Annotated in this window: 18 protein-coding genes; 3 read left to right on the top strand and 15 right to left on the bottom strand. The window is 55.8% G+C overall.

Annotated features, from left to right (window positions below; all coding sequences use genetic code 11):
- Window positions 1–11: 11 nt before the first annotated feature.
- From flgK to flgB, 10 genes are all read right to left on the bottom strand, one after another.
- Entirely contained in the window at window positions 12–1,667 is a 1,656-nt protein-coding gene (flgK, locus tag LH23_RS13420; protein ID WP_039291866.1) for a flagellar hook-associated protein FlgK, read from the bottom strand.
- Window positions 1,668–1,742: 75 nt separating this feature from the next.
- Complete coding sequence (gene flgJ, locus LH23_RS13415; protein WP_039291863.1) at window positions 1,743–2,687, bottom strand: flagellar assembly peptidoglycan hydrolase FlgJ; 945 nt, start codon at window positions 2,685–2,687, stop codon at window positions 1,743–1,745.
- On the bottom strand, window positions 2,687–3,784 hold the full coding sequence (locus LH23_RS13410) for a flagellar basal body P-ring protein FlgI (protein WP_039291860.1): 1,098 nt from the start codon (window positions 3,782–3,784) through the stop codon (window positions 2,687–2,689). The genes flgJ and LH23_RS13410 overlap by 1 nt, the downstream gene beginning before the upstream one ends.
- A gap of 11 nt (window positions 3,785–3,795) precedes the next feature.
- On the bottom strand, window positions 3,796–4,491 hold the full coding sequence (locus tag LH23_RS13405) for a flagellar basal body L-ring protein FlgH (protein ID WP_139827400.1): 696 nt from the start codon (window positions 4,489–4,491) through the stop codon (window positions 3,796–3,798).
- Between the two features lie 55 nt (window positions 4,492–4,546).
- Complete coding sequence (gene flgG / locus LH23_RS13400; protein WP_039291854.1) at window positions 4,547–5,329, bottom strand: flagellar basal-body rod protein FlgG; 783 nt, start codon at window positions 5,327–5,329, stop codon at window positions 4,547–4,549.
- Window positions 5,330–5,359: 30 nt separating this feature from the next.
- Complete coding sequence (locus LH23_RS13395; RefSeq protein ID WP_008453495.1) at window positions 5,360–6,115, bottom strand: flagellar basal body rod protein FlgF; 756 nt, start codon at window positions 6,113–6,115, stop codon at window positions 5,360–5,362.
- A 20-nt stretch (window positions 6,116–6,135) separates the two neighbouring features.
- Complete coding sequence (gene flgE / locus LH23_RS13390) at window positions 6,136–7,386, bottom strand: flagellar hook protein FlgE (RefSeq protein ID WP_039291852.1); 1,251 nt, start codon at window positions 7,384–7,386, stop codon at window positions 6,136–6,138.
- 26 nt (window positions 7,387–7,412) lie between these two features.
- Window positions 7,413–8,111: a flagellar hook assembly protein FlgD gene (gene flgD, locus LH23_RS13385; protein WP_039291850.1), complete on the bottom strand. Its 699-nt coding sequence runs from the start codon at window positions 8,109–8,111 to the stop codon at window positions 7,413–7,415.
- A gap of 11 nt (window positions 8,112–8,122) precedes the next feature.
- Window positions 8,123–8,527, bottom strand: a complete 405-nt coding sequence (gene flgC, locus LH23_RS13380) for a flagellar basal body rod protein FlgC (protein WP_008453499.1) — start codon at window positions 8,525–8,527, stop codon at window positions 8,123–8,125.
- Between the two features lie 3 nt (window positions 8,528–8,530).
- Entirely contained in the window at window positions 8,531–8,941 is a 411-nt protein-coding gene (gene flgB / locus LH23_RS13375; RefSeq protein ID WP_038473701.1) for a flagellar basal body rod protein FlgB, read from the bottom strand.
- Window positions 8,942–9,100: 159 nt separating this feature from the next.
- Between flgB and flgA the strand changes: the two genes are divergently transcribed.
- The 3 genes from flgA to flgN all read left to right on the top strand — a co-directional run bounded on the left by flgA (window position 9,101) and on the right by flgN (window position 10,577).
- A complete protein-coding gene (flgA, locus tag LH23_RS13370; protein ID WP_039291846.1) occupies window positions 9,101–9,760 on the top strand; it encodes a flagellar basal body P-ring formation chaperone FlgA in 660 nt (219 codons plus the stop codon).
- Window positions 9,761–9,855: 95 nt separating this feature from the next.
- Window positions 9,856–10,149 carry a flagellar biosynthesis anti-sigma factor FlgM gene (gene flgM / locus LH23_RS13365; protein WP_039291844.1) on the top strand — a complete coding sequence of 98 codons (294 nt, stop codon included), beginning with the start codon at window positions 9,856–9,858 and terminating at the stop codon, window positions 10,147–10,149.
- Between the two features lie 2 nt (window positions 10,150–10,151).
- Window positions 10,152–10,577 (top strand): flagella biosynthesis chaperone FlgN, encoded by a 426-nt coding sequence (gene flgN / locus LH23_RS13360; RefSeq protein ID WP_039291842.1) that lies wholly within the window; start codon window positions 10,152–10,154, stop codon window positions 10,575–10,577.
- A gap of 54 nt (window positions 10,578–10,631) precedes the next feature.
- Here flgN and LH23_RS13355 read toward each other — a convergent pair whose 3' ends face one another.
- The 5 genes from LH23_RS13355 to rimJ form a co-directional block, all read right to left on the bottom strand.
- The gene (locus LH23_RS13355; protein WP_039291841.1) at window positions 10,632–11,114 is read right to left on the bottom strand and encodes a cold-shock protein; all 483 of its coding nucleotides are present in this window, start codon (window positions 11,112–11,114) and stop codon (window positions 10,632–10,634) included.
- A 77-nt stretch (window positions 11,115–11,191) separates the two neighbouring features.
- Window positions 11,192–12,727 (bottom strand): murein biosynthesis integral membrane protein MurJ, encoded by a 1,536-nt coding sequence (murJ, locus tag LH23_RS13350; RefSeq protein ID WP_039291838.1) that lies wholly within the window; start codon window positions 12,725–12,727, stop codon window positions 11,192–11,194.
- Between the two features lie 113 nt (window positions 12,728–12,840).
- Window positions 12,841–13,764, bottom strand: coding sequence for a Gfo/Idh/MocA family protein (locus tag LH23_RS13345; RefSeq protein ID WP_039291835.1), 924 nt, complete (start codon window positions 13,762–13,764; stop codon window positions 12,841–12,843).
- A 2-nt stretch (window positions 13,765–13,766) separates the two neighbouring features.
- Window positions 13,767–14,414, bottom strand: a complete 648-nt coding sequence (locus LH23_RS13340) for a YceH family protein (RefSeq protein ID WP_039291832.1) — start codon at window positions 14,412–14,414, stop codon at window positions 13,767–13,769.
- Window positions 14,415–14,417: 3 nt separating this feature from the next.
- Complete coding sequence (rimJ, locus tag LH23_RS13335; protein WP_039291828.1) at window positions 14,418–15,008, bottom strand: ribosomal protein S5-alanine N-acetyltransferase; 591 nt, start codon at window positions 15,006–15,008, stop codon at window positions 14,418–14,420.
- Window positions 15,009–15,074: the final 66 nt, after the last annotated feature.

The raw sequence follows: 15,074 nt of genomic DNA, 5'->3' as shown, positions 1-15,074 counted from the left end.
TCTGGCTCCCGTTAGCGAATGTTCAGCAACGCATCAAACAGCGTTGATGCAGTCTGAAGGACCTGGGCGTTAGCCATGTAGTACTGCTGGTAACGCTGCAGGTTGCCATACTCTTCATCGAGGCTAACTCCCGAGATAGATTGCTGCTGCTTGGTTAGCTGCGTCACCACGTTCCCCTGAGTTGTGCTGGTTACTTTCAGGCTTGCGGTTTTGTTACCCACATCGCTGACCAGAGTGGCATACGCATCGTTGAACGATTTGTTGCCTTCGACCTGCTTGGAGTTTTGCAGATCCAGCATGGCCTGGGCGTTACGGTTATCGCTCTTGCCTGAAGTAGGATCGCTTGCCAGCGCCAGTTTCGCCTCATCTTTCACGGCCAGACTCATGTTCACCACCGCGTCGGATACCGGTTTAACGGTGAAACTTTCGTTGTTGGCTGGGGTGCCGCTCACGCCAACTTTCAGCCCGTCAAAGTTCAGGCTCACGTTGCCGCCTGCGTCCGTTGTCGTGCCGGGATTAATATTGGCGTTGTCAGACAGACGGGTCACTTTCCAGTTTCCGCCTACAAACTCAACCTTGTAATCGCTGGCCTGAATCTGCTTGCTGTCGGTGGTGGTGGCAGTGAGCTGCGTGCCGCTGGTATTGCGGCTGTTGCTCACTACGGTTGGGCCACCGATAGTAAACATATCGGTTCCTTTATCACCGTTAGCATCATAGCCCTGGGTGTGCTGGCTGTTCATTGCCGTGGCAAAGGCTTGTGCCATCTGGCCCAGGCGGTTACGGGCGCTGTCTAAATCCTGAGTACGGAAGGTGAACAATCCGCCCAGAGAACCGGTGTTCAGCTGGCTTTCTGGAATTTCCACTTTACCGGCGATCGGATCGACAAAGGCCACCGTCGTACGGGAAGGATCTGCGCTAGAGTTAACGGCCGCCAGTTGGTTAGCCGTGTCGCCCTGCACCAGAGTAATACCATTGCCGATAGACACGTTATAAGTGCCACCATCCTGCACGCTGACATCTACGCCAACGATCTGATTTAGCTGGCTAACCAGCTGGTCGCGCTGATCAAGCAGGTCATTCGGCGCTGAACCAGCGCCCACACCTTTCAGGCGGGAAATCTGATCGTTCAGGTTCGCAATTTGCTTAGCATAGGTGTTGATTTGGTCCACGCTGCTGCTGATCGAAAGGTTAACCTGTTTGTCCTGGTCGCGCAGGTACTGGTCAGTGACCTTAAACTGGTTTACCAGGCCATCAGCTTTGCCCAACAGCGCCTGACGAGCCGCCGGATCCTGAGCATTACTGGTCAGGGTCTGCAGGCCAGAGAAGAAATCCTGCATGGTTTTTGACAGCGAGTTGGTCGTCCCGGACAGAATATTGTCAATTTTTGACATCTGCTGGTACTGAGTTGTCAGCCCACTGCTTTGCGTTTGGGCCGCACGCAGCTGGTTAGTAATAAAGGAGTCGTACTCACGCTGCACGCCGTTAACATACACGCCGTTGCCAATATAGCCGCCCCCGGTCAGGGTGCTTTTTGACTGGGACAGAATCGTCGTCTGGCGGGTATAACCGCTTACGTTATAGTTAGAAATGTTATTGCCGACGGTGCTTAATGCCGCCTGGGCAGCACTCAGGCCACTCATGGCGCTGTTAATCAGGCTATTGGACATGAAGGTTCCTTGATAGCGTGTGGTCAAAGGTTCTGCTACCTATTATCGGCAGCAGGCCACGGGACTTGAGTCTGTTCAGAACAAATTCGACAAATCAGTGCTGTAAGCTTTGGAGACCTTGTCGCTCATGGCTTTCAGCTGCTGGATCATGCCGGTCAACTTGCGTGCGTAGTTCGGATCTGTTGCATAACCGGCATTTTGCAGCGCCTGAGCGCCCTGCTCTGCTGAAGATGCATTTGTCACGGCAGCATAGCGTGGGTTTTTCGTCAGTAAGCCAACGTAGTCAGAAAGTGCTTCCAGGTACGAGCTATATACACGGAACTTCGCTTTCACCTTCTTCGCCTCACCGTTTTCAAATTCGGTGGTGGTGATTTCCGTGGTCGGCCCTTTCCAGCCCGACGTCGCCTTGACGCCGAACAGGTTAAAGCTCGGCTCGCCTTTTTCGGTGCGGATCTGACGCTGCCCCCAGCCGGACTCCAGCGCAGCCTGCGCCAGAATCAGGTGGTGTGGAATGCCGCTGGCTTCACTGGCTAAACGCGCTGGCAGCGAGAGTTGCGCGAGGAAGTCTTTACTGTCTCCGCTCATCGGCTCTTCGTTAGAAGGCGCCCGAGGCACGGCCTGACGCACCATTTGCGTTAGCGTCTGGTTCTGGTAGCTGGTGACCGTTTGCGGATCGAGTTTCATTGGCACCTGCCCCGCCGTTTCCGACGGCTCGATCTGCTCGTTGCTCATTTGCTTGACCATCGCATCCGCCAGCCCCAGTCCTTTCGCACTCAGCTGTTGAGCTATCTGCTGGTCATACATGCTGGTATACATCCGCGTGGACTCGCTGCTGAAAAGACCATCTTTCGGCAGCGCTTCACGCATACTTTTCAGCATCATCTGCACGAACATCCCTTCCACCTGATGAGCCACCTCTTTCAGGTTACCCTTAGGATCTTGTCCGGCCTTCGCCTTTAAATCATTGAGCGAGTTGGCATCAAACGCGGCATTGGCAAGTGAACGGGCGTCAGTCAGCATTAGATGATTTCCAGTTTCGCACGCAGGCAGCCTGCGCTTTGCATGGATTGCAGGATAGACATCAGATCGATAGGCGATGCACCCAGCGCATTCAGCGCACGCACCACGTTATTCAGGTTCGCGCTGGAATTAACGCGCTGTACCGAACCGCCGCTCTGGCGTAAATCAATCTGGGTTTGCGGCGTCACGACGGTCTGACCACCGCCAAATGGCGTATTCGGCTGACTGACCTGGTTCTGACGGTTAACAGTCACCGACAGGTTACCCTGCGCAACGGCGCAGTTATCCAGCGTCACTTCGCGGTTCATCACCACGGAACCTGTGCGAGAGTTGATCACCACGCGCGCATCCTGCACCGGCATACTCACTTCAAGGTTCTGAATATCCGCCAGTAGACGAACCTGAGAGCTACCGCCGCTTGGCACGCGGATCTGGATCGTACGGCCATCCAGCGCTGTTGCGCTGCCAAAACCACGGGAGCGGTTAATGGTGTCGGTGATCCGCTGGGCCAGGCTGAAATCATCATCATTAAGCTGCAGGTTGAGGGTGTTGCCATTGCCGAAAGTCCCGGCCAGCTCACGCTCAATGACCGCACCGCCGGTGATACGCCCGCCGTTAAGCTGGTTCACCTGGACGCTGCTGCCACCTGCCGCTGCGCCCGCACCACCCACGAGGACGTTACCCTGTGCCAGGGCATAAACCTGGTTATCCACGCCTTTGAGCGGCGTCATCAGCAGCGTACCGCCGCGCAGGCTCTTCGCATTACCCATGGACGAAACAACAACATCAATGTTTTGCCCTGCTCGCGCAAACGCCGGGTATTTTGCCGTCACCATCACTGCCGCCACGTTTTTCAGCTGCATGTTAGTACCGGTCGGCACGGTAATGCCCAACTGGGAAAGCATGTTGTTCAGGCTTTGTGTGGTAAACGGCGTTTGCGTCGTCTGGTCACCGGTACCGTCCAGCCCAACCACCAGGCCGTAGCCAATCAGGGAGTTTTCACGCACGCCCTGCACGGTCGTCAGGTCACGAATGCGGTCAGCTGAGGCATAAGCTGCGGTCATCAGCACAACTAACCCGAATAAATATTTAACCATGGTACCCTCGCTTACATCGGCGATACGTTAAGGAAGAAGCGCTGCAGCCAGCCCATATTCTGCGCTTCATTAATGTAGCCGTTACCGACATACTCAATTCGGGCATCCGCCACCTGGGTCGACGCAACGGTGTTGCTGCCGCTGATGGTGCGCGGGTTCACTACGCCAGAGAACCGGATAAACTCCGTCCCCTGGTTGATGGCAATCTGTTTCTCACCTACAACGTGCAGGTTTCCGTTGGCCAGCACCTGATCGACCGTTACCGTTAAGGTGCCGCTGAAGGTGTTGCTGGCGTTGGCGCCGCCTTTGCCGTTAAAGCCATTGCTGCCGGAAGCGTTCAGGTCAGCTTTTCCTCCTCCCAGTAATCCCGATGCAAACGTCGGAACCGTATCGAAGCCGAGAGAGGATTTTCCATCGCGGCTGGCATTCGCCGAGGAACTCTTACTGGCGCTGACGTTTTCCTGAAGCTGGATGGTCAGGGTGTCGCCGATATTACGCGGACGACGGTCTTCAAACAGCGGCTGATAGCCGTAATTCATCGGCTGCGCGGTCTGGAATATTGAACCGTTAATCGTTGGCGCAGGACCAGGCACCGGCTGGGCGGTCGTGGCGCCTTCAACCAGCGGTTTACTTGGTACTAAGGCGCAGCCGCTTACGGCAAACACCAGACTCAGGAGAACAGGACGGAGCACCATTGGGTTTTGCATTGCTTTCATCTTCAGGTCACGGCAGCCGACGCGCTTTCACGCGCCGGCAAACGCCTTACATTTGCGTCAGTTTTTGCAGCATCTGGTCAGTAGTGCTGACCGCTTTGCTGTTGATTTCGTAGGCGCGCTGAACCTGGATCATGTTTACCAGCTCTTCAGCCACGTTTACGTTTGAGGTCTCAACATAGCCCTGATAGAGCAGACCTGCGCCGTTCAATCCCGGCGTGGAATCGTTTGGCGCACCGGACGCCTGCGTTTCGGTGTAGAGGTTCTCACCAATACTTTCCAGGCCGGTGTCGTTCATAAAGGTCGTCAGGTTCAGTTGCCCAACCTGTACTGGTGCGGTTTGCCCCTGCAAGGTTGCGCTTACCACACCGTCACGGCCGATAGTCAGGCTCAGCGCGTTTGCAGGCACGGTAATCGCAGGCTGTACCTGGAAACCACCCGCCGTCACTAGCTGGCCATTCTGATCAACCTGGAAGGAACCGTCGCGCGTATAGGCAGCGGTTCCGTCCGGCAGCAGAACCTGGAAGAAGCCTTCGCCTTTGATGGCCACATCTTTGCTGTTGTCCGTTTTAGACAGGTTGCCCTGGCTGTGCAGACGCTCGGTGGCTACCGGACGAACACCGGTCCCGATCTGTAAACCCGACGGCAGCGTCGTTTGCTCAGAAGACTGAGCCCCCGGCTGACGGATGGTTTGATAAAGTAAATCTTCAAACACGGCGCGTTGACGCTTGAAACCGTTGGTGGAGACGTTTGCCAGGTTGTTGGCAATCACATCCATATTGGTTTGCTGTGCATCAAGACCCGTTTTGGCGATCCATAAAGAATTGATCATGTTTGAATCCTGTAATAAGTAAGCCGGGCGTTAGGTCATTTGCAGCAGCGTGTTAGCGCGCTGTTCGTTTTCATCAACGTTGGCGATAACTTTCATCTGCATCTCAAAACGACGGGCGTTGGCGATCATGTCCGCCATCGCTTCTGCCGGTTTGACGTTGCTGCCTTCCAGTACGCCGGACATCACCTTAATGGTTGGGTCGGCCTGGGCTATAGCACCGCGTGTTGCCTGGGCGGCGGGGTTCAAACGGAACAGCCCGTCATCACCACGCACGACTTCCTGCTGCGTGGCTTTCACCAGCTTCAGTCGGCCAATCGGCGCCACGGTATTTGGCGGATCGCCCGGGTTCAACGCGGAGATAGTCCCGTCCGCAGCAATGGTGAGCTGCGAACCTTCCGGTACCGCAATAGGGCCACCTTCGCCGATAACGGGCCGGCCACCGATGGTCAACTGACCGGCAGGGCTGACCTGAATGTTACCGTTGCGGGTATAGCCTTCTCCGCCGTCCTGCGTCTGCACCGCCAGCCAGCCATCCTGCTGCAAAGCCACGTCCATCGGGCGCGAGGTGTAGTCCAGCTGACCCGGCGTCATATCGGCCCCTGGCGTTGAAGCAATCACCAGGGTACGGGTTGGCAGAGAAAGCCCTTCAACCGGGACAGCACGCAAAGCATTAAGCTGCGCGCGGAAGCCCGGTGTCGAAGCGTTCGCCATGTTGCTCGCCGTGACTGACTGTTGATTCAGCGTCTGGCTGGCAGCGCCCATGGCGGTGTAGATTGCATGATCCATTAAGCCGTCCCTTCAGGCGCTTAGCGCAGGTTAACCAGGGTGTTGAGGATCTGGTCCTGGGTTTTGATGGTCTGCGCATTCGACTGATAGTTACGCTGCGCGACGATCATGTTGACCAGTTCTTTACTCAGATCCACGTTCGAAGACTCCAGCGCTCCGCTGGTCAGGGTCCCGAAGTTCCCCGTTCCCGCGAGGCCCAGCAGCGCAACGCCGGAAGAGTTGCTCGCGGTCCAGACGTTATCGCCCTGGGACTGCAAACCTTCAGGGTTCGCAAAGTTGGACAGCACGATTTGCCCCAGAAGCTGGGTCTGCTCGTTGGAGTAGTTCCCGACCACGGTGCCATCATCGTTAATCTGGTAAGAGACCAGGTCGCCCGGCTTGTAGCCGTTCTGGTTGGTCGCCACGATGTTGTTAGACCCGGTGTTCTGCTGCATGGAGTTCTGGAAGCTCAGCGCGAAGGTAGCAGGCGTCGCGCCGTTGGTGACGCCGGTGGTTACGTTGATGCTGGTTGGCAGCGTGTTCGGGTTTGGAATCGGATCGGCAGCATTGGCAGTAATCCCCTGCAGGTTGCCGTTATTGTCGAAACGCATAAACCCTGCTGAGGTTGGCGTAGAGCCCGCCACGGAGGAATCTTTGGTGTAGACCTGCCAAGTATTGTCTGCGGTCTTCACGTAGTACACGTCCATGCCGTGGGCGTTACCCTGGCTGTCGTAAACGGTTACCGTGCCCTTCTTGTTGTAGCTGTTCGCATCGGCTGGATTGAACGTCCCGACCGTTGGCAGTTTGTCGGTGGAGTTCAGGTTGATCTGCTGGGACGCGGTGGTGGTGGTTTTCGCCGCCATCAGCGTGTTTGGCACGGACAGACCTACCGGGTTGGCACCCTGCTGAATGGTTGGCGGCGTACCGGTTGCCGGGTAGCCGGTCAGCTGCAGGCCCTGCATGTTCACAAGGTTGCGGTTTTCGTCCAGCTTGAACTGCCCGTTGCGGCTGTAGAATACGGAGCCGGAGCTATCCACCAGGCGGAAGAAACCGTTCTGGCTGATAGCCACGTCCAGGCCACGGCCGGTGCTGGTGGTGGTACCGTCGCCAAAGTTCTGGGTCACGCCCGCCACTTTAACGCCCAGGCCTACTTTAGAGCCTGCGAACATATCGGCAAAAGAGACCGAGCCGGATTTAAAACCGTAGGTGGCGGAGTTGGCAATGTTGTTACCAATCACGTCCAGGTTGGTGGCCGCAGCATTTAAGCCGCTGACCGCTTGAGAAAACGCCATGTCTTACTCCTGCTTAGGTTATAGGCTTAAATAATTTGCCTGATTGCATCGAGGGTCGTAGAACCGTAGGTCCCGAGATCCAGTTTGAGGCCATCTTTGCCGTTGATAACCCCGCTCACCATGGCGAAGTTCAGCGGCTGAGCCACCAGCTGTGTCCCACCATTAGTGGCATTGATTGCCACGGTATAAGAGCCATCCGGCACGTTGGTGCCGTCGTTGGCGCTGCCGTCCCAGGTAAAGGTATGCACCCCGGCACTCAGCCCACCAATCTCGATAGTACGAACCACTTTGCCGTCTTTATCGGAGATGGTGGCCGTGACTTTGTCCGCCGCCTGCTGCAGCTCGACGCCAAACGGCGTGGTGCTGATGGTGTTGGTTTTTGAATCGGTCCCCGCGAGAATTTTGTTGCCCGGGATCATGACGCCATGACCAATCAGCGAACTGGCCTGCAGGGACTGGTTCTGATTGATCTGCCCGGAAACCGAGCCCAGCGTGGTGTTGAGTTTTTCGATACCGCTAACGGTACTGATCTGCGCCAGCTGCGTGGTCAGTTCGTTGTTCTGCATCGGGTTGGTCGGGTCCTGGTTTTTTAACTGCGCCACCAGCAGGGTCAGAAAGCTCCCCTGCAGGTCTGCCGCGCTGTTGCCGGTCAGGCTGTTTTTTGATGCTCCAGCCGTAGGATCAACATCGTTAGTCGGATCGTTCATTTTGACTGCAATGGACATATAGGCTCCTGTTACTGACCGAGAGTGAGCGTTTTCATCATCATGCCCTTCACGGTGTTGAGCACCTCGACGTTGGCCTGGTAGCTGCGGGAGGCGGACATGCTGTTGACCATCTCTCCGACCACATCGACGTTAGGCATACGCACATAGCCGCGTGCGTCCGCGAGCGGGTTACCCGGCTGGAAGACCAGCTTATCGGGCGCATCACTCTCAATCACTTTGGTCACTTTAACGCCACCGGTCGCAGCCCCTGGGGCAGCATCCACCTGGAAAACGACCTGTTTTGCACGGTAAGGCTGACCGTCTGGTCCGGTGACGCTGTCGGCGTTGGCGAGGTTACTTGCCGCCACGTTCATGCGTTTGGACTGGGCCGTCATAGCCGAACCGGCGATGTCGAAAATATTGAGTAAGGCCATCGATTATCCCTGTAGCACCGACATCATGCTTTTGATTTGCCCACCAAGCACCGTGAGGTTTGTTTGATAATTCAGGCTGTTATCGGCAAACTGCGTACGTTCACGGTCCATATCGACGGTGTTACCGTCCATGGCGGGCTGGTCAGGTACGCGGTAGAGGAGATCGAGCGACGGAGTGGAGTGGGTTTGTGCCGGGATATGGCGTGCCGAAGTGAGCGCCAGAGACATGCCGCCTCCTTCAACGCGTCCGCGCTCCATCACTTTTTTCATTTCACTGGCAAAGTCGATATCGCGCGCCTGAAAGCCCGGCGTGTCGGCATTGGCGATATTCGCGGCCAGAATCTCTTGGCGCTGGGCACGCAAATTAAGCGCTTCTTGCTGAAATCGCAGTGCGGCGTCCAGTTTATCGAGCATGCTTCCTCCATAGTCCATAGAATTAGGAATCGTCCGAAAGCTTAAAGCGCCTTACGCGTACGCGATGGGTGGAATAAACGCAAAATACGTCGCTATTTATCGCCTTGATCAAAACGGCTCGCGGTTAAAATCACCGCAATCTGAATACGGAGAAGCGCGATGAGAAGCCTGAAAATCTTGAGCGGCATAGCCAGTTTACTGGTCAGTCAGTTGGCCCTGGCGAGCGCACTCGATGGGCCGCTGACTGAGTATTTTCAACAGCGGCTGGCGGGGATCAGCGAAGACGTCAGCGTCAAAGTGAAAACGCCGGAGGCTCAGCTTCCCACCTGCCCTCAGCCAGAATTCTCAACGCCCGGCAATGCCAAACTGTGGGGCAACGTCAGCGTTATGGCACGCTGCGGCAGCGACAAACGATTTATTCAGGTTCAGGTGATCGCCACGGGACAGTATGTGGTTGCCAGTCGCCCTATCGCCCGCGGTTCAAGGATCGATGCCAATAGCGTGCAGTTAACACAGGGCCGCCTTGACCAACTGCCACCACGCACTATGCTGGATCTCGGCCAGGCCACAGACGCGGTTTCGCTCCGGGATATTGCGCCCGGGCAGCCGGTCATTCAGACGATGGTGCGCCAGGCCTGGCGAGTGAAAGCCGGTCAGCAGGTTCAGGTAATTGCCTCCGGCGAAGGCTTTAGCGTCAACGGTGAAGGCAAGGCGCTGAATAACGCCGCTGTCGCGCAAAATGCCCGCGTTCGTATGTCTTCAGGGCAGGTGGTGAGCGGGACGGTGGATGCTGATGGGAATATTCTGATTAATCTATAATCTTTTTAAAGATTCCGCGGCGACTGCCGATAGTACTATCAACAAATGATACTGACTGGCTCTTACGCCGCGAGCCCCTCGATGAGGAGAGAACAATGAGCATTGATCGCACGTCGCCACTGAAACCGGTAAGCACCGTACAACCACGTGAAACCAGCGATCCACAGACGCTGAAAAGCCGTCTTGAAAAATCCACCACCGCCAACAGCACCAGCGTAAAGTTGAGCGATGCGCAGGCCAAACTGATGCAGCCAGGCACCGGCGATATCAACATGGAACGCGTTGAAGCGCTGAAGACGGCGATTCGTAACGGCGACCTGAAGATGGATACCGGCAAAATCGCCGACGCGCTGATCCAGGAAGCCCAAAGCTATTTGTCGAGTAAATAACGGTGAGTCGTCTGTTAGAAGTGCTGGACCAAATGACCGCAGTGCTGAATTCACTGAAAGAGGTGATGGACGCTGAACAGCTGCAGCTTTCTGCAGGCCAGATAAACAGTAACGCGCTGCAACGTATAACTGAAGATAAAAGCTCGCTGCTGGCTACGCTGGATTACCTGGAGCAGCAGCGTCGCGCGGAACAAAACGCCGGGGCGGTTACCAGCCTGGACATTAGCCAGCGCTGGCAGACGATTACGCAAAAAACCCTGCACCTGCGGGACATTAACCAGCACAACGGTTGGTTACTGGAAGACCAAATGACGCGCAATGAGCAGGCTATTGCCGTATTAAAACCGCATCAGGCACCGGACTTCTATGGTGCCGACGGGCAGGCAACGTCGCAGGGCAATCGCGGCGGAAAAAAAATCACCATCTGATTTTCCTCGCCAATGAAAACGGCTGGCCAACACTCTCCTTGACCAGCCGTTTGCTTATTTCAGTGATTTCAGGACTTTTACCGTCGCCTCAATATCAATCTCATCTTCTGAGAAGAGGTGCGTTTCGCCCTGGAACGTGGTCACGGCCAGTTTTTTCACCGTCCGCATTTCCCCTTCTTTTTTCTCTGCCTTCGGGCGAATGCTGTTCATCAGCAGGCCAACAGACAGCACCGCATTTTCTTTATCAATTTTCCCGTCCGCGGGCTCTTCTTCGCTGTACACCACGAAAGATTTGATCGAGGTGATTTTCAGCCGCTCGCCCGCAATAAACAGATGCTTGCTCTCGGGTTCCACTTTCACGGCAAACGCCGACAGCCCTTTATTATTGGTACCCGGTTCGAAGGTCACCGACGCGTCCTTTTTGATAAGCTCCGGGTTGGCGACTTTAATCACATGGAAATAACGGTTTTCACCGTTTTCATCTTTGATAAATCCGAAGCCCTTGTCTTCGAACCAGGTTGTGATTATTCCTCTCATCGCTCTGTCACCTAATTAACCTTTCAACATATAAAGAATAGGGTGGCGTGACGAAACCGTCATCCACCCAGCAAAAATCAAACCGTGCGGCGGGCAAAATCTTTCAGCCTGAAGCCCAACAACAGCAGCGTCGCAAAATAAGCGACGACGCCGGCCACCACCACCGCCATCAGCCGCAACAGGCGATAAGGCATATTGCCCAGATCCCAAGCAGGCATAACGTACATCATCCCAATCAGTACCGCGGACATCACCAGCACGGCAGCAACCAGGCGCAACAGAAATGCCGTCCACCCCGCCTGCGGCTGGAAAATATCCTGCTTGCGCAGCTGCCAGTAAAGCAGCGAGGCGTTAATACAGGCCCCCAAACCAATCGACAGAGAAAGCCCCGCATGTTTCAGCGGGCCAATAAACGCGAGGTTCATTAGCTGGGTCAAAATCAGCGTCACAATGGCTATTTTAACCGGGGTTTTAATGTCCTGCCGGGAGTAGAAGCCTGGTGCCAGCACCTTGACCACGATAAGCCCCATCAGACCGACCGAATACGCCACCAGCGCCCGCTGGGTCATCAGGGCATCGAAAGCGGAGAACTTGCCGTACTGGAACAAAGAGACAGTCAGAGGTTTGGCCAGAATCCCCAACGCTACTGCGCTTGGGAGCGCCAGCAGGAAGCAAAGACGCAGCCCCCAGTCCATCAGGCGGGAATATTCATCGTGGTTGCCGGTGGCAAAACTCTTCGCCAGCGACGGCAGCAAGATAGTGCCTAAGGCCACGCCTAACACCCCGGACGGAAACTCCATCAGGCGGTCGGCATAATACATCCAGGAAACCGAGCCTGATACCAGGAACGATGCAAAGATAGTGTTGATGATCAGTGAAATCTGGCTGACGGAAACGCCGAGGATCGCCGGCCCCATCTGCTTGATAACCCGCATTGCTCCCGCATCCTTAAAGCTGATACGCGGCAGCACCAACATGCCAATTTTCTTCAGGTGCGGCAGTTGATAGGCCAGCTGTAATACGCCCCCCACCGTCACCGCCCAGGCCAGAGCCAGAATCGGCGGATTAAAGTGCGGGGCGGCAAACAGCGCAAAGCCAATCATGCTGAGATTCAGAAACGTTGGGGCGAACGCCGGTACGGAGAAGCGGTTCCAGGTGTTGAGAATCGCCCCCACCAGCGACGCCAGTGAGATCAGCAAAATGTACGGGAAGGTAATGCGCAGCAGGCTCGACGTTAGCGCAAATTTATCTGCCGTGTCGGCAAAGCCTGGTGCGGTAACCAAAATCACCCACGGGGCTGCAAGCATCCCTAAGACGGTAACCAGCGCCAGCGCAAGCGTCAGCAGCCCTGAAACGTAAGAGATAAAAACGCGAGTGGCATCTTCGCCCTGCTTACTTTTGTATTCGGCCAGAATCGGCACAAACGCCTGCGAGAACGCGCCTTCGGCAAAAATTCGGCGCAGCAGATTTGGCAATTTAAAAGCAACAAAGAAGGCGTCCGTCGCCATCCCGGCCCCAAATACCCTTGCCACAATGGCGTCGCGCGCAAAGCCAAGCACGCGTGAAAACATGGTCATCGAGCTGACGGCCGCCAGCGATTTTAATAGGTTCATTTATTCTGTTATTCCACAAACATGAACGCCTGCAATGCAGGCGTTCATGGATGATGACAAGTCGGCATAGTCTACCGATACGGCGCTGAATTGCTACCGCGATATGTTACAGCTTATTCGCTAATTGCCTCGCGCCAGAGCTTCTCGACGACACGCTGCGCCAGCAGCGCCTGCTCGCCGGAGGTTTCCGGCACAGTCTGGTTTGCCACGCAGTCGATAAAGTGGCGCGCGCACCCCGCAAAGCCGCGTTGTTCCAGCGTAGTCTGCCAGCCAGGGATCGGCTGTTCAACCACGCCCGCGCCGCATTCTTCGCGCCACTGACGCATGTCCGTCACTTCATACAGCCCGCCGTCGGTTACCGCCTGTACCCACTCTCGCTGGCTTCCGGCACGGCGATGCATACTGGTCGTCACGCTCAGGTTACCCTGGCTGAAATGGTGTTCGGCATACAGCATTTGCCCTGACTCGTTGGTTTGCAACGTCCCGCTTTGCAACTGAGCGCTACCGCCGCCAAGCCAGAGTGCGGTATCCACGACGTGAAGATAGTCATCAAGCAGCGTGAAGCGCAGATCGCCCGGGCCAACGCTGTCGCTGCGATGTTTGTCCATCCGCAAGGATGCCCCGGCAGACAACTTTGCCTTTAGCTGCTGATAGCGCGGGGCAAAGCGGCGGTTAAAGCCCACCATCAGGGTGCGTTTTTTGCGCTCGGCAAGCTCTACCAGCTTTTCGGCGTCAGCCAGGTTTTCCGCCAGCGGCTTATCCACGCAGACGCTAACGCCGGCGTTGAGTAGCTCATTCACCACCGCGTAGTGGGAACTGGTGGCGCTGTGTACAAAAACAGCGTCGCACTGTGCCGCCAGATTGCTGAGCGAATCGATATACGGCATGCGCCAGGTTTCGCACACCGGCAGCGCTTTCTCTTTGGTCGGTGAAAATGCGCCCACCAGCGACCAGTCGCCGGATGCGCCCAGAACCGGAAGCCAGGCTTTCTGCGCGATCCCGCCCAGCCCCACCACGCCAATACGTAATTTTGTCATCCTTAATCTCCCAAATGTGCCAACAAGGAATCCAGGCGCTGTTTTAGTTCGGCGACTTCAGCCTCCAGCGCGCCCACTCGCACGCTGAGATCGTCTGCAACCGGGCTGGCACTTTGCTCCTGGGCCATCTGCGCCTCAACCTCACCGCTAAAAAGATGCATATAGCGGCTTTCGCGTTTACCCGGCTCTCGCGGCAGACGCGCGACAAACGGCCCGTCTTCACGGCCGGCCAGCTCTTCCAGCGTCGCTTCTACCTGCGCCATATCGGTGAACTCAAACATTCTTCCGGCACGGCTGCGCAGCTCACCTGGCGTTTGTGCTCCACGCAGCAGCAAAGTTGTGACCACCGCAATTTCCGCTGGCGTTAGCTTTAAATTGCCAAACTCTGAGTTGCAAAAACGCTGCTCGTATTTTGTCACTCGGTTGCCAAACCCGCTGACGGTTCGCAAATAATGCCCTTTTACCAGCCCGTCCAGCGTGTCCTGGACTTCATGCTCTTTCAGATCCATCACCGGTTCACGGTTTGTTTTCTGATTACAGGCGGTGACCACGCCGTTGACGGACATCGGATATTGTTCTGGCGTAGTGAGCTGTTTTTCCAGCAAGCTGCCGATAACGCGGGCTTCAATCGCCGTTAACTGATATTTCATCTTTTAAACTCCACGACCTGGGGTCCAGTCTTGATTGACCAGCGCGGTGAGAACATGATCCCGCCATACGCCATCAATCAGCAAATAATCCTTTGCGTAGCCCTCTTTTTCGAAGCCCAGACGCGCTAGCAAATCGCCGCTGCGCTGATTATGCGGCATGTAGTTGGCCATAATACGATGGACATTCTGGCTACGTTGCATATAGCGAATGGCGCTGATCAGCGCCTCGTACATCAACCCCTGCCCCTGCCATTTTTCAGCGATGGAGTAACCGAGATAGCAGGCATGGAACGAGCCGCGCACGACGTTGGAAAAGTTAGCCACACCGATGACCTCTTTTTCTTCCGGGTCGAGCAGCGCAAAATAGTAGGCGCTTCCCTGCTTGTGCATTTCACTTATCATACCCAGCCTTGCCTGCCAGCCCGAAGGATAGCAGTAGCTCTCATCCCGAATGGGTTCCCAGGGTTTCAGGAATTGACGATTTTCGGTGTAGTAATCTGCCATACGCCAGGCATCTCGCTCATGAACCAGACGCACCACCAGTCGGTCAGTCACCAGGCGAACTTTAGGTGCGTTACTGCGGTAGCCAAACATGTTTATCCCACTCCTTCATCCCGGTTGACGGGGCTCATCTTGTTACTATACCTGCGCCTGCCCGCC

Source organism: Cedecea neteri (assembly GCF_000758305.1).
Classification (GTDB): domain Bacteria; phylum Pseudomonadota; class Gammaproteobacteria; order Enterobacterales; family Enterobacteriaceae; genus Cedecea; species Cedecea neteri_C.
This window is presented reverse-complemented; position numbering and strand designations above follow the sequence as displayed.